This window comes from Microbacterium binotii, from assembly GCF_021398715.1.
Lineage (GTDB): Bacteria > Actinomycetota > Actinomycetes > Actinomycetales > Microbacteriaceae > Microbacterium > Microbacterium binotii_A.
Genome location: NZ_CP090347.1, coordinates 1,471,186 through 1,489,570, shown reverse-complemented (window position 1 = coordinate 1,489,570; position 18,385 = coordinate 1,471,186). Strand labels below are relative to the sequence as shown.

The 18,385-nt window shown below is 69.7% G+C and carries 19 protein-coding genes; 6 read left to right on the top strand and 13 right to left on the bottom strand.

The genetic code is table 11. The annotated features are described in order from the left end of the window. Position 1: 1 nt before the first annotated feature. From rnc to LXM64_RS07485, 5 genes are all read right to left on the bottom strand, one after another. Complete coding sequence (gene rnc, locus LXM64_RS07505; RefSeq protein WP_234075289.1) at positions 2-694, bottom strand: ribonuclease III; 693 nt, start codon at positions 692-694, stop codon at positions 2-4. A gap of 10 nt (positions 695-704) precedes the next feature. Continuing rightward, the gene (gene rpmF / locus LXM64_RS07500) at positions 705-914 is read right to left on the bottom strand and encodes a 50S ribosomal protein L32 (protein ID WP_013586329.1); all 210 of its coding nucleotides are present in this window, start codon (positions 912-914) and stop codon (positions 705-707) included. 12 nt (positions 915-926) lie between these two features. Next, positions 927-1,424 (bottom strand): YceD family protein, encoded by a 498-nt coding sequence (locus LXM64_RS07495; protein ID WP_234075422.1) that lies wholly within the window; start codon positions 1,422-1,424, stop codon positions 927-929. A gap of 104 nt (positions 1,425-1,528) precedes the next feature. Further along, on the bottom strand, positions 1,529-2,029 hold the full coding sequence (gene coaD, locus LXM64_RS07490; RefSeq protein WP_137417165.1) for a pantetheine-phosphate adenylyltransferase: 501 nt from the start codon (positions 2,027-2,029) through the stop codon (positions 1,529-1,531). Positions 2,030-2,082: 53 nt separating this feature from the next. Continuing rightward, entirely contained in the window at positions 2,083-4,260 is a 2,178-nt protein-coding gene (locus LXM64_RS07485; protein ID WP_234075288.1) for an ATP-dependent DNA helicase RecG, read from the bottom strand. Positions 4,261-4,310: 50 nt separating this feature from the next. Between LXM64_RS07485 and rsmD the strand changes: the two genes are divergently transcribed. Further along, positions 4,311-4,886: a 16S rRNA (guanine(966)-N(2))-methyltransferase RsmD gene (gene rsmD / locus LXM64_RS07480; RefSeq protein WP_234075287.1), complete on the top strand. Its 576-nt coding sequence runs from the start codon at positions 4,311-4,313 to the stop codon at positions 4,884-4,886. On the opposite strand, the gene thiL is transcribed toward rsmD, so the two are convergent. After that, the gene (gene thiL, locus LXM64_RS07475; RefSeq protein WP_234075286.1) at positions 4,856-5,842 is read right to left on the bottom strand and encodes a thiamine-phosphate kinase; all 987 of its coding nucleotides are present in this window, start codon (positions 5,840-5,842) and stop codon (positions 4,856-4,858) included. The two genes, rsmD and thiL, sit on opposite strands and share 31 nt — an antisense overlap. A gap of 69 nt (positions 5,843-5,911) precedes the next feature. On the opposite strand from thiL, the gene LXM64_RS07470 reads away from it, so the two are divergent. Next, entirely contained in the window at positions 5,912-6,379 is a 468-nt protein-coding gene (locus LXM64_RS07470; RefSeq protein WP_234075285.1) for a DUF3515 family protein, read from the top strand. A 3-nt stretch (positions 6,380-6,382) separates the two neighbouring features. Here LXM64_RS07470 and LXM64_RS07465 read toward each other — a convergent pair whose 3' ends face one another. From LXM64_RS07465 to leuC, 6 genes are read right to left on the bottom strand one after another with little or no spacing between them, the layout of a single operon-like run. Beyond that, positions 6,383-7,468 carry a D-alanine--D-alanine ligase family protein gene (locus LXM64_RS07465; protein ID WP_234075284.1) on the bottom strand — a complete coding sequence of 362 codons (1,086 nt, stop codon included), beginning with the start codon at positions 7,466-7,468 and terminating at the stop codon, positions 6,383-6,385. Beyond that, entirely contained in the window at positions 7,374-8,465 is a 1,092-nt protein-coding gene (locus LXM64_RS07460; RefSeq protein WP_419144865.1) for an NAD(P)H-dependent glycerol-3-phosphate dehydrogenase, read from the bottom strand. Before LXM64_RS07460 ends, LXM64_RS07465 begins: the two co-directional genes overlap by 95 nt. 31 nt (positions 8,466-8,496) lie before the next feature. Beyond that, positions 8,497-9,267, bottom strand: coding sequence for a lysophospholipid acyltransferase family protein (locus tag LXM64_RS07455; RefSeq protein ID WP_234075282.1), 771 nt, complete (start codon positions 9,265-9,267; stop codon positions 8,497-8,499). Next, the gene (gene murA, locus LXM64_RS07450) at positions 9,267-10,631 is read right to left on the bottom strand and encodes a UDP-N-acetylglucosamine 1-carboxyvinyltransferase (protein WP_234075281.1); all 1,365 of its coding nucleotides are present in this window, start codon (positions 10,629-10,631) and stop codon (positions 9,267-9,269) included. Before murA ends, LXM64_RS07455 begins: the two co-directional genes overlap by 1 nt. Positions 10,632-10,641: 10 nt before the next feature. Further along, complete coding sequence (gene leuD, locus LXM64_RS07445; protein ID WP_234075280.1) at positions 10,642-11,247, bottom strand: 3-isopropylmalate dehydratase small subunit; 606 nt, start codon at positions 11,245-11,247, stop codon at positions 10,642-10,644. A 1-nt stretch (position 11,248) separates the two neighbouring features. Then, complete coding sequence (leuC, locus tag LXM64_RS07440) at positions 11,249-12,718, bottom strand: 3-isopropylmalate dehydratase large subunit (RefSeq protein WP_234075279.1); 1,470 nt, start codon at positions 12,716-12,718, stop codon at positions 11,249-11,251. Between the two features lie 246 nt (positions 12,719-12,964). On the opposite strand from leuC, the gene LXM64_RS07435 reads away from it, so the two are divergent. Further along, the gene (locus tag LXM64_RS07435) at positions 12,965-14,284 is read left to right on the top strand and encodes an O-acetylhomoserine aminocarboxypropyltransferase/cysteine synthase family protein (RefSeq protein WP_234075278.1); all 1,320 of its coding nucleotides are present in this window, start codon (positions 12,965-12,967) and stop codon (positions 14,282-14,284) included. Further along, positions 14,281-15,597 carry an LLM class flavin-dependent oxidoreductase gene (locus LXM64_RS07430; RefSeq protein ID WP_234075277.1) on the top strand — a complete coding sequence of 439 codons (1,317 nt, stop codon included), beginning with the start codon at positions 14,281-14,283 and terminating at the stop codon, positions 15,595-15,597. The genes LXM64_RS07435 and LXM64_RS07430 overlap by 4 nt, the downstream gene beginning before the upstream one ends. 9 nt (positions 15,598-15,606) lie before the next feature. Here LXM64_RS07430 and LXM64_RS07425 read toward each other — a convergent pair whose 3' ends face one another. Further along, positions 15,607-16,605 carry a TerC/Alx family metal homeostasis membrane protein gene (locus LXM64_RS07425; protein WP_234075276.1) on the bottom strand — a complete coding sequence of 333 codons (999 nt, stop codon included), beginning with the start codon at positions 16,603-16,605 and terminating at the stop codon, positions 15,607-15,609. A 121-nt stretch (positions 16,606-16,726) separates the two neighbouring features. On the opposite strand from LXM64_RS07425, the gene LXM64_RS07420 reads away from it, so the two are divergent. Continuing rightward, complete coding sequence (locus LXM64_RS07420; protein WP_234075275.1) at positions 16,727-17,275, top strand: RNA polymerase sigma factor; 549 nt, start codon at positions 16,727-16,729, stop codon at positions 17,273-17,275. Continuing rightward, positions 17,272-18,363 (top strand): DUF4349 domain-containing protein, encoded by a 1,092-nt coding sequence (locus tag LXM64_RS07415; RefSeq protein ID WP_234075274.1) that lies wholly within the window; start codon positions 17,272-17,274, stop codon positions 18,361-18,363. The genes LXM64_RS07420 and LXM64_RS07415 overlap by 4 nt, the downstream gene beginning before the upstream one ends. Positions 18,364-18,385: the final 22 nt, after the last annotated feature.

Genomic DNA, 18,385 nt, shown 5'->3' with positions numbered 1-18,385 from the left:
CTCAGTCGCGCCCGCTGAGGGTGCGCCACGCCGTCAGGGCAGCCGCCATCTCGGCCTGTTTCTTGCTCGTCCCCGAGCCCGTCGTGCTGAGATCACCCACGGTCACCGCGCCCTCGAAGACACGGGCGTGGTCGGGACCGGTCGAGTCCACCCGGTAGACGGGCGCAGGCAGCCCCAGTCGTGCAGCGAGCTCCTGCAGCGCGGTCTTCGGGTCGACCGCGGCGTCGTACCGCTCCGGGTCCGCCAGCAGTGGCTCGATGAGGCGCAGTACGAGTGCGGTCGCCGCATCCGATCCGGCGGAGAGGTAGGTCGCGCCGATGATCGCCTCGGTCGTGTCGGCGAGGATCGAGTCCTTGTCGTCGCCTCGAGTCAGCTGCTCGCCGCGGCCGAGGCGGATGTACGTGCCCAGACCGATCGAACGGGCGACCTCTGCGAGGGCCACCGTGGACACGACACTCGCTCGCCGCTTGGCCAACGAACCCTCGTCGAGTTCGGGATGCGAGCGGTAGAGCTTGACCGTCACAGCCTGTCCGAGCACCGAGTCGCCAAGGAACTCGAGCCGCTCGTTGTGCGGAATCTGGCCGTGCTCGTACGCGTACGAGCGATGCGTCAGCGCCAGCGCAAGAAGCTCGGGGTCGATATCGACCCCGAGCTTCTCGGAAAGTGCGGAGAGATCCGCAGCTGCGTCCGTCACGGAACGCGGCTCAGACGTCAGCGACCTTGCGGCCCTTGTACTCGAGGAACAGCTCGGTACCCTGCGAGTCGGTGACGACCTTCGCCTGGTGCGGGCGGCTGTAGACGACCTTGCCGTTCTCGATGGTCTTGACGAGGGCGGGAGCCTCGGCCTTCCACTGCGCGCGGCGCGAACGGGTGTTGGAGCGCGAAACCTTGCGCTTCGGGGGGTTACCTGCCATGGTCTTCTCTTTCTACGAGGTCTGTGTGCTTTGTCCTGCGTCGCCGGGCTCCGTGGCCGGTTCCGCTACCAGGTCCGCAAGCGCTGCCCAGCGAGGATCGAGGGCTTCGCGCGGTGCCTGCGCGGGGTGGTCTGCCAGACGCTCACCGGTCTCGGGGTCGAGACCTGGGCAATCCGGCCGGCACACCGGCTGGAACGGAAGCGACAGGACGACGCCATCCCTGACCAGATTTTCAAGATCCACGTGGTCGTCTTGAACTTCGAAGTCGGACGCTTCCGAACCAGGATACGCGAAAAGCTCCTGGAACTCGACTTCGACAGGCGCGGCGATGTCGATGAGGCATCGTCCGCACACGCCCGTGTACTCGGCCTCGACGTCCCCGGTGACGAGGATGCCCTCGTGGACGGACTCCAGGCGAGCCTCGATGTGCACCTCCTCGCCCTGTGCGACGGAGACGAGTCCTTCGCCCCATTTGTCGGGCGCGGGAACGTCGAAGGACACCTCGCGCATCTCACCGGGGCGATTGACGATGTCACGCACACCGATGCTGAAGGGGCCGGGTCGACGATTTCTCACCCGGAGAGTCTAGCCCGCCGACGCGAGGCGGGGCCGGTTCAGATGCCGCGCCCGCCCGTATCAAGGAATCGCGAGACGACCGGCGGAACGTACGGCGAGACGTCACCGCCGAGAGAGGCGACCTGTCGCACGAGCGAGCTCGACACGAGTGCGTGCGAGGGGTCGGGCAGCAGGAACACCGTCTCGACCCCTGCGAGATGGCGGTTCACGATCGCCATCGGCGTCTCGTAGGCGACGTCCACCTGCGAGCGGATGCCCTTGACGAGCACACCGGCACCGACCTCCGTCGCGTAGTCGACCAGCAGGCCGACGCTCCATGACGCCACCGTCACGTGCTCGGCCGGGAAGCCGTCCTCGCGGATCGACTGCTCCAGTAGGGAGACACGCTGAGCGATGGGGAGCATCGCCTCCTTGCCCGGATTGTGCACGACGAGCACGTGGACCTCGTCGTACAGACCCGCGGCCCGACGGATGACGTCGAGGTGACCGAGGGTGGGCGGGTCGAAGGAGCCGGGGACGACGGCGATCCGGTTGCTCACCCTCTCACCCTAGCGGGGCGCCTTCGGCAGGAGAGGAACGCACCGCGAAGCCGTCAGTTCTTTCCCAGCGCCGCCCGCTCGTCCGCATCCAGCCGACGCTCGATCGCACCCGCGAGTCCGGGATGCCGCAGCAGCGCGGGGTCGTCGACCAGGATCACCTCGCCGTCGCTGCGCGCACGCGCGATGAGATCGGCGTCCGTGACGACGCGCAGCATCCGCAGAGACGAGCGTGCTCCCGACTGCGCTGCTCCGAGCACGTTGCCCTCGCCCCGTAACTGGAGGTCCACCTCGGCGAGCTCGAAGCCGTCGAGCGTCGCCGCGACCGCCTCCACGCGCGTGCGAGCGGATGTGCGCGGCGGCGCGTCCGTCACGAGCAGGCAGAGCCCGGGCACCGAACCGCGTCCGACGCGTCCGCGGAGCTGATGCAGCTGAGACACGCCGAAGCGGTCCGCGTCGAGGATGATCATCGTCGACGCGTTGGGCACATCGACACCGACCTCGACGACGGTGGTCGCCACCAGCACGTCGATGTCGCCCGCGGCGAACGCGCGCATGACCGCGTCCTTCTCGTCGGAGGGGAGCTTGCCGTGCAGCAGCGCGATGCGCTTGTCGGCGAACCGGGGATGCTCGGCGAGAAGCCCGACGACCTGCACGACGCCCCACCGTGGACGGGCGGCACCCGCGTCGTCGGGGAGATCGTCGATCGTGGCCGAGGGCTCCTGCCCGGCTTCGGCGATCGCGGTCTCGGGCTCGACGTCGATGGCCGGACACACCACGAAGACCTGATAGCCCTTCTCCACTTCCTCCGCGGCGCGCATCCAGACACGTTCGAACCAGGCGGGCTTCTCGCCCACGGGCGCGACGAACGATTGGATGCCGGCCCGGCCGGCAGGCATCGTGCGGATCGTGGAGACGTCGAGGTCGCCGAACACGGTCATCGCCACGGTTCGCGGGATAGGCGTCGCCGTGAGCACGAGCGCGTGCGGACTCGTGCCTTTGGCGCGCAGCGTCTCGCGCTGCTCGACGCCGAAGCGGTGCTGCTCGTCCACGACGACGAGGGCGAGGTCGGCGAAGGTCGTCTTGTCGCTGAGCAGCGCGTGCGTGCCGACGACGATGAGCGCCTGTCCGGCGGCGACCCGCAGCGCCGCCTTGCGCCGTTCGGCGGCGCCCATCTGACCGGTGAGCAGCGTCGGCATGAGCTCGGGAGCGAGGGTGGGACCGAGCATCTTCGTGAGTGAGCGCAGATGCTGTGCGGCGAGCACCTCCGTCGGTGCGATCAACGCCGACTGCCCACCGCTCTGGGCCACCTGGAGCATGGCACGCAGAGCCACGAGCGTCTTACCGGAGCCCACCTCGCCTTGCACGAGGCGGTTCATGGGCCAGGGGCCGACGAGATCGGCGGCGATCGCGTCGCCGACCGACACCTGGTCGGGCGTGCGGTCGAACGGCAGCGCGGCGTCGAAGCGCTCCAGGAGAGAGCCGGCCGGGCGAGGCTCCGCCGACAGCGCACGGACGAGCTGGCGCTGCTGCAGCAGAGCGGTCTGCAGGACGAGCGCCTCCTGCCAGCGCAGAGTGTGAACCGCCTGGTCGACGGCATCGTCGAAGTCCGGCCGATGCACGCGCTCCAGCGCTTCGCGGAAGCTCAACAGCCCCTCGCGAGCGCGGATGTCGTCCGGGATCGGATCATCGAGAGGTGCGAGCAGATCGAGCGTGTGGGAGATCAGCTCACCGATCTTCCAGCTCGACAGCGATGCGGTCGCCGGGTAGATCGGTATGGGCTGCGAGGCGTACGCCTGTGCGTTCATCAACGCCACGCTCTCGTCTTCGAAGAGCTGATAGTCCGGATGCGCGAGCTGCATCTGACGGCGGTACTCGCCGACCTTGCCCGAGAAAGTGCCTCGCCGGCCGACCTTGAGCTGGTCCTGCCGCCACGACTGATTGAAGAAGGTGAGCACGAGGTCGCCGCGGCCGTCGGTGATCACGACCTCGAGGATCGAGCCTCGTCGGTTCTTCATCCTCCGGTCGGTGACGCTCTTGACCTGCGCCACGATCGTGACCTGCTCGTCGACCGTCAACGAATCGATGGGGGTGAGCTCACCGTGCTTCGCGTACCGACGCGGGTAGTGCGTCAGCAGATCGCCCACCGTCCGCATCCCGAACGCCCGCTGCAGGGTCGTCGCGGCCTTGCCCCCGATCACGCCGTCGAGACGGGAATCGAGGGTGACGGACATGAGCCGATTCTACGGCGGGCCTCCCCCACGCCCGTCGGTAGGGTGAGGGGGTGACGCGCATCATCGCCGGAGCCGCCGGCGGACTCCGACTCGACGTGCCGGCCAGTGGCACCCGGCCGACGAGCGACCGCGTGCGTGAGTCCCTCTTCGCCGCGCTCGAGTCCCAGGACATGCTTGCCGGCGCCCGCGTACTGGACCTGTACGCCGGCTCGGGCGCGCTCGGCCTCGAAGCGCTCAGCCGTGGCGCCGTGCACGTCGATCTCGTCGAGCACAATCCGAAGGCCGCCGCCGTGGTGCGGCGCAACGCCGAGGTGATCGCCCGCGCCGCCGGCGCGACGGCGCGGGCCCACCGCAGCACGGTGAACGCGTTCCTTCGTCAGGGCGGAGGCGAGTACGACCTCGTGTTCCTCGACCCGCCCTACGACATCGCCGATGCGGAACTGGCCGAGGCGCTCGCACTGCTGCGCCCTCTGCTCTCCGCCGACGCTCTCGTGGTCGTCGAGCGTGCGAAACGCTCCACCGAGCCCGAGTGGGAACTCTCAGACCTGGAGCAGGTGCGCGAGCGCCGTCACGGCGACACCGCGCTGTGGTGGGCTCAGCCGCGCCCCGCGTCCCAATCCGCGTAAGGATCCCATCCGCCGCGATCGGCGGGACTCGCGCCGTCCACCGTGACCGGATGCTCGCCGCGCGCGCGGACCGTGCCGATCCGACGGAACCCCTCGGGGAGGTCGACGTGAGCGGGGAAGGTGGCCAGAAGGGCGTGATCCTCCCCGCCGCTGAGCGCGACCTCCGCATCCGGGCCGAGAGGCGCCGTCTCGAGCGCGATCGTGACGCCGGAGGCATCCGCCAGGCGGGTCGCGTCGAGCACGAGACCGTCGGACACATCCATCATGGCGCGCGCGCCCGCCGCCGCCGCACGGGGTCCGAGGGCGATGGGCGGATGCGGGCGCAACTGGGCTGCGATGTCCTCGCGCTCCGTGTCCGTGAGCACCTGCGGGTCGACCGGCATCGGGCGCGCATCGTCGTCGCGGAACCGGGTGAACAGGAGTCGCAGCCCGCGCGCGGCACCGCCCAGCTCCCCCGCGATCGCGACCGTGTCGCCCTGCCGCGCGCCGGATCGGAGCACCGCGGGGCCGTCGAGCTCCCCCAATGCGGTGACGGCGACGGTGAGGGTGTCGGAGACCGTCAGGTCGCCGCCCTCCACGGCGCACCCGGGTGCGAGCTCGTCGCACGCCGCGCGCAGGCCGTCCGCCATGGCCTCGACGAAGCCGATCGTCGTGTCCTCCGGCATCGCGAGCGCGACGAGCAATGCGGTGGGACGCGCACCCATGGCGGCCACGTCCGCGAGGTTCACGGCGGCGGCCTTCCAGCCGAGGTCGAACCCTCCGGTCCACGCGAGCCGGAAATCCGGGCCGTGCACCAGGGTGTCCACGGTCGCGACGACCTGCCCGCCAGGCGCCAGCACTGCTGCGTCGTCCCCGGGACCGACCACGGCCGAGCCGGACCCGACACGCGCCAGGATGCGGCGCAGGATCTCCCGCTCGCTCAGCTCCGCCACGGTCGTCTCGCTGCGCTCGTCCACCCCGCCACGCTACCCGTCGCCACGCTGACGCGAGACGGATGCGGGCGCGCCCGGGGTTAGCCTGGAGGGGTGATCCGCCCCCGACTCGGCCGTCTGGCAGCCGTCGCCCTCGCCCTGCTCGCCCTCACCGGCTGCAGCAGCACGGTCGCGCTCGAGCCCGCCCCGGCAGCGAACGATCCGCGCTGCGCGGATGTCACGGCCTACCTTCCCCAGAATGTGGCGGGCCAGGACCGTCGGTGGACGGACGCGCAGGCGACGGGGGCGTGGGGCGACCCGGCCGCCGTGATCCTGACCTGCGGCGTGACCCCGCCCGGACCCTCGACTCTCGTCTGCCAGACGGTGTCGGGCGTGGACTGGCTCGTCGACGACAGCGACGCACCCCGGTACCGCCTCACGAGCTTCGGGCGCACGCCCGCCGTGGAGATCTACCTCGACAACGACGTGGTCTCCAGCGTCGACGTGCTCGACAGCCTCTCGTCCCTGGTCGCGAAGTTGCCGAAGGACGGGGAGTGCACCGCACGCCCCGGCACCTCGTAGGCGTCAGCGTCGCGCGAGCGCCGTCTCGATGAGCTCCGACAGCAGCTCCGAGTAGCTGAGGCCCGACGCGATCCAGCACTTCGGGAACATCGAGATCGGCGTGAAGCCGGGCATCGTGTTCAGCTCGTTGACGATCGGGCCGTCGGCGGTCAGGAAGAAGTCGACGCGTGCGAGCCCGCGGCCGTCGACGGCCGCGAAGGCGCGCAGCGCCATGGCCCGAACAGCTTCGATCTCCGCATCGGTCATATCCGCGGGGCACACCACGTCCACCCCGTCGCCACCGAGATACTTGCCCTCGAAGTCGTAGAACTCGCGCGAGCTCAACACGATCTCGCCGGGAAGCGAGGCGCGCACGACGCCGTCGCGTCCCTCGAGCACACCGACCTCGACCTCGCGTCCGACGATGCCCTGCTCGACGAGCACCTTGTCGTCCTCCGCGAAGGCGACCCGCAGCGCCGCGTCGAGCTCATCGGCGGAGTGCACCTTCGAGACGCCGACGCTGGAGCCCGCGCGCGCCGGCTTGACGAACCAGGGAAGCTCGAGGTGGGCGAGGCGCGGGCGCACCGCATCCGTGTCCTCGCGCCAATCCGCACGGCGCACCGTCACCCCGGGCGACACCGGGATGCCGTCCGCCTGCAGCGCGACCTTCATGAAGTGCTTGTCCATGCACAGCGCAGAGTCGATCACCCCTCCGCCGGCGTAGGCGAGCTCCAACGTGTCGAAGAAGCCCTGGATGGTGCCGTCCTCGCCGTGCGAGCCGTGCAGGATCGGCAGAACCGCGTCCACCGCACCCAACTCGCGCACGGTGCCGTCCGCGTCGCGGACACGCAGCTGCCTGTCGCCCGCGGCCTCGGGCCAGATGATGCGCGTGCCGTTGTCGACCACGGCAGGCAGGTGATCGGCGATGAGCGCGAACTTGTCCGGGTCGTCGTCCTCGAGCACGAACGCGCCCTCGCGGGTGAGGCCGACCGGGATCACCCGGTAGCGCTCGCGGTCAAGCGAGCCCAGAACCCCGCCCGCCGTGGCGGAACTGATCGAATGCTCGCTGGAGCGACCGCCAAAGAGCACCACCACTACCGGCTTGTCCATGCTGGGTCCTCTCCCCCTGCGGGGTGTCGTCGTCGGTGGTCAGGTGGGGGGCGATCTCTCGCGGGTTCATCGTGCCGTCCAGCACGCGCTTGACCTGCTCGACGATCGGCATCTGCACGCCGCTCGCCTTGGCCAGCTGCAGGATCGGAGCGACGGATGCGAGTCCCTCCGCCGTCTGCTGCATCTGCCCCACGACGTCCTGGAACTTGTACCCCTGTCCGAGCAGCCTGCCGGCGGTGTTGTTCCGGCTGAGCGGCGATTGGCACGTGGCGATCAGGTCGCCGAGCCCCGCGAGCCCCTGCAGGGTCTCGGGCTGAGCGCCCTGGGCGACGGCGAAATCGGTCATCTCGACCAGGCCGCGGGTGATGATCGACGCCTTCGTGTTCTCGCCGTAGCCGACTCCGTCGACGATGCCGATCGCGACCGCGATCAGGTTCTTCAGCACGCCGCCGAACTCGGTGCCGATCACGTCCGTGTTGACGAAGGAACGGAAGTAGCGGTTGCGCGCCGCGCGGGCGACGATCTCCGCGGTCTCGGGGCTGATCGAGGAGATGACGGCGGCGGTGGGCTGCTCCTGCGCGATCTCGAGCGCGAGGTTCGGGCCGGACGCCACCGCGATGCGTGCCGGGTCGCAGGCGAGCGCCTGCTCGATGACCTGACTCATCCGCAACCCGGTGCGCTTCTCGACGCCCTTCATGAGCGACACCACAGGCACCGAACTTCCCTCGAGCAGGGGACGGACTCCCGCGAGGCTCTCACGGAGCGCCTGGCTCGGCATCGACAAGTACACCTGGTCGACACCTTCGAGGGCCTCCGCGAGGTGCGACGTCGCGGTCATCGTGCGCGGCAGGTTGATGCCGGGCAGGTACTTCGTGTTGCGTTTGCCGGTGTGGATCTCGTTCGCGAGCTCGGGGCGGCGCGCCCACATGACGACGTTCGCGCCGCCGTCCGCGAGGATCTTGCCGAAGGTGGTGCCCCAGCTGCCCGCACCGAGCACCGCGACGCGGGTCACGGGGGTCGGGGTGCGCCTACTCAAGACGGCCCGTCTCGCTCTGTCCGTGGGCGCCGGGTTCCCAGCGCGCCGCGGGAGCGGGCTCGCCACGGAGATCCGACAGCAGCCCGGCGATCTCATCCATGACCCGCGCGGTGAGCTCCGCCTGAGCCACGGGGTGGGCGGCACGGTCGCGGTACTCCTCGAGCGCGATGGGCTCCCCGACGCGCACACGCACGCGCCTGCGCAGCGGCCAGAGGCGGAACTTGCCGTAGCGCGGCATGATCTGCTGCGCACCCCACTGGGCCATCGGGATGAGGGGGATGTCACCGACCAGCGCCAGGCGCGCCGCCCCGGTCTTTCCGCGCATGGGCCATAGGTCGGGATCGCGTGTGAGCGTTCCTTCGGGATACACGATGACACCCGCCCGACGCTCCGCCAGGTGACGCGCCGTATCGAGCGCCTGCTTCGCAGCGGCGGCGCTCGAGGCGCGCGCAACGGGGATCATGCCGGTCGCGCGCAGCGCCCAGCCGAGCACGGGAACCCGGAAGAGGCTCTCCTTCGCCATGAATCGCGGGGCACGGCCCATGCGCCAGACGGCCACGGCGACGAGCAGCGGGTCGATCTCGCTGTGATGGTTGGGGGCCAGCACGAACGGGCCCTCTTCGGGCAGGTTGTCCTCGCCCTCGATCTCGATCTTCGCGATCAGACCGACGAACGGGACGACGATCCCACCGAGCAGCCAGAAGACGCTCGGCCGCGTCTTCTCCGCCGACGCGCGCCGCCGACGGTGCGTCTGGGGGGCCATCAGCCGACGATGTCGAAGTCGGCGCCGAGCGCGGTCAGCTTCGCGAGGAAGTCCGCGTATCCGCGGCGGATGATCCCGATGTTGCGCACCGTCGAGGTGCCCTCCGCAGCCAGCGCCGCGATGACGTGGCTGTACCCGCCGCGCAGGTCCGGAACCGTGATGTCGGCGCCGTGCAGCGGGGTGGGTCCGGTGATGACCGCGGCCTGCTCCAGCGAGCGGCGCGGCACGCGGCGCGGGCCCTCCTGGAGACCGTGCGGGTACACCGTGATGTCGGCACCCATCTTGACGAGAGCCTGCGTGAACCCGAAGCGATTCTCATACACCGTCTCGTGCACGACGGAGCGTCCCGTCGCCTGCGTCAGCGCGACGATGAGCGGCTGCTGCCAGTCGGTCATGAAGCCGGGGTGCACGTCGGTCTCGACCGTGACGGGGTTCAGCGCCTCGCCGCGGGCGAACAGGATGCCGTCTTCACGCACCTCGAAGTGCGCACCGATCTTGCGCAGCACATTGAGGAAGGTCAGCATCTCCTGCTGGCGGGCACCGGCGACGAAGATCTCGCCGTCCGTCGCGATCGCGGCGCTCGCCCAGCTCGCAGCCTCGTTGCGGTCGAAGATCGAGCGGTGATCGTAACCGTTGAGCTTCGGCACGCCCTCGATGAGGATGACGCGGTTGGGCTCGTAGGAGATGATCGCACCCATTTTCTGCAACAGGGCGATGAGATCCATGATTTCGGGCTCGATCGCGGCGTTGTGCAGCTCCGTCACGCCCTGTGCACGCACGGCGGTCAGCAGCACCTGCTCGGTCGCCCCGACGCTCGGGTAGGGCAGGTGGATGTTCGCGCCGTGCAGACCGCGCGGGGCGGACAGACGGATGCCGCTGGGAAGCTTCTCCACGATCGCGCCGAACTTGCGGAGCGCATCGAGGTGGAAGTCGATCGGACGGTCGCCGATGCGGCATCCGCCGAGGTCGGGGATGAACGCCTGGCCGAGGCGGTGCAGCAGCGGCCCGCAGAAGAGGATCGGGATGCGGGAGGCACCCGCGTGCGCGTCGATCTCCTCCATGTGGGCGCTCTCGACGTCACGGGGGTCGAGCACGAGCGAGCCCGGCTCGTCGCCCTCGGCCACGCGCACGCCGTGCACCTCGAGCAGCGATCGCACCACGGCGACGTCGCTGATCATCGGCACGTCGCGCAGCAGACTCGGGCTCTCGCCGAGCAGCGCGGCGACCATGGCCTTCGTGACGAGGTTCTTCGCGCCCTTGACCTCGACGGTGCCCCGCAGAGGCCGTCCGCCGCGGATCTCGAGGATCTCCGCCTCCTCCGCGAGCGGGCTGGAGGATTCGGCGGTCTGCCCGAGAAGTGTCATATGCGGTACCTCACTGTGCGGGAAGGGGCGGGAGTGTCCGCGGCTTCCAGGATTCGCGTCGCGCTTCGTAGGCGGCGATCTTGTCTTCGTTGCGGAGCGTGAGCCCGATGTCGTCGAGGCCCTCCAGCAACCGCCACCTAGTGTAATCGTCGATCTCGAACGGGACCCGGAGCTCGCCCGCAACGACCTCGCGCGCCGTCAGATCGACCGTCATCTCCATGCCGGGCTGCGCGTCGATGGCCGCCCAAAGCGCTTCGACGTCGGCCTCGGTGACGACACCCGTCACGAGACCCTGCTTGCCCGCGTTACCGCGGAAGATGTCGGCGAACTTGGGGCTCAGCACGACCTTGAACCCGTAGTCACGCAGGGCCCAGACCGCGTGCTCACGGCTCGAGCCGGTGCCGAAATCGGGTCCGGCGACGAGGATCGAGCTCTGCGCGAAAATCGGCTGGTTCAGCACGAAGTCGGGATCCTGGCGCCAGTTGGCGAACAGCGCGTCCTCGAACCCCGTCTTGGTCACCCGCTTGAGGTAAACCGCGGGGATGATCTGATCCGTGTCGACGGCGGAGCGCTTGAGTGCGGCGGCGACACCGGTGTGAACGCTGAACTTCTCCATCTCAGACCCCCGCCCCGACGATCGCCGGCTCTTCGACGGGATCGAGATCCCCCGGACTCGACAGCGTTCCGCGCACCGCGGTCGCCGCGGCGACGAGCGGCGACACCAGGTGCGTGCGCCCGCCCTTGCCCTGCCGACCCTCGAAGTTGCGGTTCGACGTGGAGGCGCACCGCTCACCCGGAGCGAGCTGATCGGGGTTCATGCCCAGACACATCGAGCATCCTGCGAAGCGCCACTCGGCGCCGAACTCCTCGAAGATGCGGTGCAGTCCCTCGGCCTCCGCTTCCAGCCGAACGCGCGCGGAGCCGGGCACGACCATCACCCGGACGCCCTCGGCCTTCTTGCGACCCTTCACGATCGACGCGAAAGCGCGCAGGTCCTCGATGCGGCTGTTCGTGCACGAACCCATGAAGACCGCATCCACGGGCACGTCCTTCAGCTTCGTACCGGGGGCCAGATCCATGTACTGCAGCGCACGCTCGGCGGCCACGCGCTCGTTCGGGTCCGCGATGTCGGACGGCGTCGGAACGACGTCGTTCAGCGACACGCCCTGACCAGGGTTCGTGCCCCACGTCACGAAGGGCTCGAGCTCGTCGGCGTCGAGGAAGACCTCCGCGTCGTAGACGGCGCCCTCGTCACTCGGGAGCGTGCGCCAGTAGGCGACCGCATCCTCCCAGTCCTGCCCCTTCGGGGCGTGCGGACGCCCCTTCAGGTAGGCGAACGTGGTCTCGTCGGGCGCGACCATGCCGGCGCGCGCGCCCGCCTCGATCGACATGTTGCACATCGTCATGCGCCCCTCCATCGAGAGGGCCCGGATGGCGCTGCCGCGGAACTCGAGCACGTAGCCCTGCCCGCCGTTGGTGCCGATCTTCGCGATGACAGCGAGGATGATGTCCTTCGCGGTGACGCCGGGGCGCAGCGTCCCCTCGACGGTGATGGCCATGGTCTTGAACGGCTTCAGCGGCAGGGTCTGCGTCGCCATGACGTGCTCGACCTCGCTGGTGCCGATGCCGAATGCCATCGCTCCGAACGCTCCATGGGTGGAGGTGTGCGAATCGCCGCAGACGACCGTGATGCCCGGCATCGTGAGCCCCAGCTGCGGACCGACGACGTGCACGATCCCCTGCTCGGCGTCGCCCAGCGAGTGGATGCGCACACCGAACTCGGCGGCGTTGCGACGCAGCGTCTCGATCTGGAGACGGCTGGTCGGGTCGGCGATCGGCTTGTCGATCGCGAGCGTCGGGGTGTTGTGGTCCTCGGTCGCGATGGTCAGGTCCAGGCGCCGCAGGCCCCGCCCTTCCGCGCGGAGACCATCGAAGGCCTGCGGGCTCGTGACCTCGTGCACGAGGTGCAGGTCGATGTAGATGAGGTCGGGCTGGCCGTCCTCGCCCTTGACCACCAAGTGGTTGTCCCAGACCTTCTCGGCCAGGGTGCGCGGCGCGGACGCCGCGGAGTGATCGGGATTGCTCATGCTGTCGTTCTCCTGAGATGACGGTGGATCAAGCCCGCAACGAACTCCGCGACGAGGGAGGCCTGGGTCTAGGACTCGTCGCGGCTGCGAAGGAGAAGGCGAGCGATCCGCACCCGCACAGGCTACCACCGCCCTCCGGCGCCGAGGCCCACCGCACGGGCCCGCAGGTGACGTTGTGTGTCGGCGCACTCGTCCGCGAGTGGTCGGTGCTTTTAGGCTGCTGCGACCCGAGACGGCAGGACCCTCATGACCGAACCCACCCACGGATTCGCCACGCGACAGGTGCACAGCGGCACCGAATGGACGGATGCGGCATCGCGCACCGTCCCGGTGTACATGACCGCCGGCTTCCGCTTCGACGACTTCGATCACGCGGCCGCGCACTTCGCGACGGGCGACGGCTACGGGTACACGCGCACCGGCAATCCGACCGTCGACGCCCTCGAGCGTCGCATCGCCGAGCTCGAGGGCGGTGCCGGTGCCGTGTTCGTCGGCAGCGGCCAGGCGGCCGTCTCCGTCGCGCTGCTGTCGCTGCTCTCGGCCGGTGACCACCTGGTCAGCTCCACCCACATCTACGAGGGAACGCGCGGGCTCGTGAACGACCTGCTGTCCCGGTTCGGGGTGACGGTCACCTATGTCGACGACATCGCGGACCCGCGGGCGTGGGAGGAGGCGATCCGTCCCGAGACCCGTGCCCTGTTCGCCGAGTCCATCGGCAACGCGCGCAACGATCTGCTGGACGTGCCCGCCGTCGCAGCCGTTGCGGACGCCCACGGCATCCCGCTCGTCGTCGACAACACCTTCGCCACGCCCTACCTGGTGCGACCGATCGAGCTGGGCGCGGCGGTCGTCGTCCACTCGGCGAGCAAGTTCCTCGCCGGCCACGGGGCGGCGCTCGGCGGCGTCATCGTCGACGACGGCCGCTTCGATGCCGCCCGATCGGGCGCGTTGTTCCCCCAGCTGGTGACCGCGCGCCACGACGGCGCGCCGAGCGTCTGGGAACGCCACGGCCCCCGCGCGCGTCTCGCCTATGTGCGCGAGTCCGTGGCACCGCGGCTGGGACCCACACCGTCGCCGCTCAACGCCTTCCTCGTGTCGCAGGGCATCGAGACGCTGCATCTGCGCGTGCGCGAGCAGTCGGCGAACGCCGGACGGATCGCGGCGTGGCTCGAGAGCCGCGACGAGGTGGCGTCGGTCGACTACGTGGGGCTTGCGAGCCATCCGCATCACGCGCTCGCGAAGCGGCTTCTCCCCCGCGGCGCCGGTTCGGTCTTCACCTTCACGCTCCACGGCGGCGAGAAAGCTGCTCGCGCCTTCGTCGAGAGCGTGCAGGTCGTCACCCACATGACCCACCTCGGCGACGTCCGCTCGCTCGTGCTGCATCCGGCCACGACGAGTCACGCGCAGCACACCGACGATGCGCGCGCCGCTCTCGGTGTGCACCCGGGAACGCTGCGTCTGTCGATCGGCATCGAGGATGTCGACGACCTGATCGCCGATCTCGAGCGGGCGCTCAAGGCCGCATCCCTCGCGGCATCCACGCGGACGATCGAGGTCATCGGGTGAGTCGCCCGCAGCACTTCGGCTGGTTCTTGGCCCGCGGTTTCGGTCCGCACGGCTGGGGTCTGCCCGGCCTGGACTGGGACTACGACTGGACCGCCCCGCACCTGTACCAGGAGTCCGCACGCACCCTGGAGCAGGCCGGGTTCGATCTGCTGATCATCGAGGATGCGCCTTCACTCGGTTCCGCGGAGACGATCGATCTGCGGGTGCGGCACGCCTTCGGCGGCCCCAAGCACGACCCGTTCGTGCTTGCCCCGTACCTGTTCGCCGCGACCCGGCACCTCGGAGTGGTGCCCACCGTCAACCCCGCGGCATACCTGCCCTACACGGCCGCCCGGCAGTTCGCGTCGCTCCAGCACCTGAGCGGCCACCGGCTGGGACTGAACGTGGTGACCGACACCGGCAGCGCGCGGCACTTCTCCACGGATGCGCCGCTCGGGCACGATGCCGCCTACGACCGCGCCGAGGAGTGGTTGGAAGGCATCCGCTCGCTGTGGCGGAGTTGGGACGAGGGCGCGCTCGTCCTCGACCGCGATGACGACCGCTACGCGGACGGCACCCGGATGCGGGCGGTCCGCCACCGCGGCCGGCACTTCGGATTCGACGGACCGCTCAACGCACTCCCCTTCACCGACGGCGAACCCGCGATCGTGTCACCGGGCGGGTCGGAGCGGGGCCTTGCGTTCGCCGGAGCGCACTCGGACGTGCAGCTGGCGCTCGCGCCCCTGGACGAGGCGAGCGTGCGCGCCTACCGGGAGCGCATCCACCGCGCCGCACGCGAGCGCGGTCGCGACCCGTCGGACGTGAAGGTGCTGTTCGCGATCCAGCCCGTTCTGGTCTCCTCCCCCGAGGAGGCGGACCGACTGGTGTCCGCGTCGCGCACGCCCGACGAATCCGCTCTGCGCGCGATCGCCAGGCGGCAGTCCTCGGATCTGGAGACCGATCTGACCGCGCTCGATCTCGACCGGCCGTTGCCCGAGGGGCTGTTCGCCCCGCACGTGTCGCACGGCAGCATCCGCCGGCTCGTCGGCGATCACGACCCGCGCGAGACGCCGCTGCGGGATATCCTCGCCGCGCACGCCCGCCTCGGCCGCATCTCGGACGGCACCGGGTGGGTGGGAACGCCGGGCGAGCTCGCGGATCGCATCGAGCAGCTGGGCGACTGGGGCAACGACGGCGTTCTGCTGTGGGGCGATGTGCATCCGGTCACCGTGCACCGCATGCTCGACGAGCTGGTGCCGATCCTCCGCCGTCGCGGCATCCTGCGCCGCGAGTACGACGGCGCGGGCCTCGGCGCGAACCTGCGCTCGTTCTGACCGCGCGACTCAGCCCTCGTCGACGGATGTGGCCTCGCGCCGTGCCGCCACGAGACTTGCGATGGTCGCGGTCGCCATCGCGGCCACGATCACGATGAGCGAGACCCAGGCTGAGATGTCGGGCGCCCATTCGACGCCGTGGCCGCCGTTGATGAAGGGCAGCTCGTTCTCGTGCAGAGCGTGGAGGAAGAGCTTCACGCCGATGAAGGCGAGGATGAACGCGATCCCGTAGTGGAGGTAGCGCAGGCGATCGAGCAGTCCGCCCAGCAGGAAGTAGAGCTGGCGCAGCCCCATGAGGGCGAAGATGTTCGCGGTGAAGACGATGAAGGCACTCTGCGTGATGCCGAAGATGGCCGGGATCGAGTCGATCGCGAAGACGAGGTCCGTGAACCCGATCGCCACGAACACGAGCAGCATCGGCGTGAAGACCTTCTTGCCGCCGACAACCGTGCGCAGCTTCGACCCCTCGTACTGGTCGCTGATCTGGACGAAGCGCCGCAGCATCCGCACGACGGCGTTCTCGCGCTGCTCGCCGTGCTCGTCGTCCCCGGGGAAGGCCTGACGCCAGGCCGTCCAGACCAGGAACAGCCCGAACACGTAGAAGATCCACGAGAGGTTGTCGATCAGCACCGCACCGAACGCGATGAAGATGCCTCGCAGCACGAGCGCGATGATGATCCCCACCATCAGCACCTCCTGCTGGTACTTGCGTGGGACGGCGAACTGCCCCATCAGCAGGACGAAGACGAACAGGTTGTCGACCGAGAGGCTGTACTCCGTCAACCATCCGGCCACGAACTGGCCCGCCGCATCCGCACTGCCCGAGACCCACAGCAGGATGAGGGCGAACACGAGCGCGAGCGACACGTAGAAGACGACCCACAGGGTGGCCTCCCGCGCGGAGGGGATGTGGGGTCGACGGAGGATGAGAAGAAGGTCGGCGGCCAGGATCAGAACGAGCACGATCAGCGCGACGATCTGGAACCACACCGGGATCTCGAAGCCCATGAGAGCCTTTCGGAATCGGCGGACGCCACAGTTTATGCGGATCTGAGACGATCGGGCAGCCGAGGACACCTGAGGGTGAGAGAAGACGTCGGCACGTCCGGCGCTGAGGGATTGGGGCACGATGACCAGCGATGGGGAGCTGATCGCGCGCGCGTCGCACGGAGACCACGAGGCCTTCCGCGCGCTGTATCGCGGCAACATCGACGCGGTCTACCGCATCGCGGCGATCCTGTTGCCGACGACCGCGGACGCCGAGGACGCGGCGCAGGAGACGTTCGTCACGGCGTGGCGGAAGCTTCGCGGCTTCCGGCTGGAGGGAGCCTCCGCTCTCCCCTGGTTCGCCACGATCTGTCGCCTGGTGTGCGCGAACCGCCTGCGTGCGCTGCGCCGCGAACGCGAGCACGTCGGCGCGACGCTCGACGAGCGCATGCCGTCGCCGATCGACGTGGAGCAGGCGGTCATCGACTCCGAGCTGGCCGATCGCGTCGCCCGGGAGGTGGCGAGACTCGGCGATCTCGATCGCGAGCTCTTCGTCCTGTGCGCCGCGCACGGCTACGCCTACGATGCCGCGGCCGCCGAGCTGGGCCTCACCCACGGCGCCGTCCGCAACCGTCTCTCCCGCATCCGCAGCCGCCTGCGCGGCACCGTCCAGGAGGGGAACGCATCATGACGATCGACGACCGGGATCAGGACCAGGAACGCTCCGTGCCGGAGGGCCCGACCGCAGAGCAGATCGACCGGATCGAGCGAGGGATCGACCGCGAGCTCGAGTTCGACCGGGTCCGCCGGCGGGCGCGACGCCGTGGCGGGTGGGCGGTCGCCGCCGCCGGTGTCGCGGTCGTCGCGCTGGCGGCGCTCGTCTCGCCCGTCGTCCTGGGCGGTCGCGGGGCCGAGGTGCCGAGCGCGGTGTCGCTCTCCGATTCGTCACCTCTCGGGGTCCAGACCCAGGAGGGTGCCATCGCGGCGCAGGACATCGTGGGGGCCGACGGCGGGCGGTCCGCAGCGACGGATACGAGCCGCGAGGTCACCGCATCCGGGTGGATCCAGATGAGCGTGGACGACCCCGAGGACGCCCAGCAGCAGATCACAGCGATCGTGACGGGTGTGCAGGGGTACGTCTCGTCGGCGAGCATCGCCGGCTCTCCGGCCACGACCGATCCGGTGTACCCGGTGCCCGGGCAGAGCTCGATCACGGTGCGGGTGCCCGCCGACCGGTTGCAGGATGTGATCGATCAAGTCGGTGCTCTGGGAACGGTGTCGGCGTCGTCGGTGGATCGCTTCGACGTCACGGACCAGGCTGTCGACCTGCGGGCGAGGATCGCGGCGCAGGAGACGTCGGTCGCGCGCCTCACCGAGCTGCTTGCGCAGTCGGCGTCGGTCGCGGACCTGATCGCGGCGGAGTCCGCCCTCGCCGACCGTCAGGCGGCTCTGGATGCGGACCGGCAGCAGCTCGAGATGCTGGAGGATCAGGTGGCGATGTCGACGTTGACCGTCAACCTCGCTTCGAGGGACGCAGCGCCGCAAGCGGATCCCGCCGGATTCGGCGATGGGATCGCCGCAGGATGGGCGGGGCTCGTCGCGACCGTGAACGGGATCGTCATCGGGCTGGGCTTCCTCCTTCCGTGGCTCGCGGTGATCGCCGTCGCCGGCGTGATCGTGTGGGCGGTGCGACGTGCGCGTCGCGCGCGTCGCATCCGCCGATCAGACGATGCCGCTGACGCGTCCGGAGGCCCGGGCGTGTCCCACCCATCCCACTGAGTGACGGCCTACCACGCGGTCC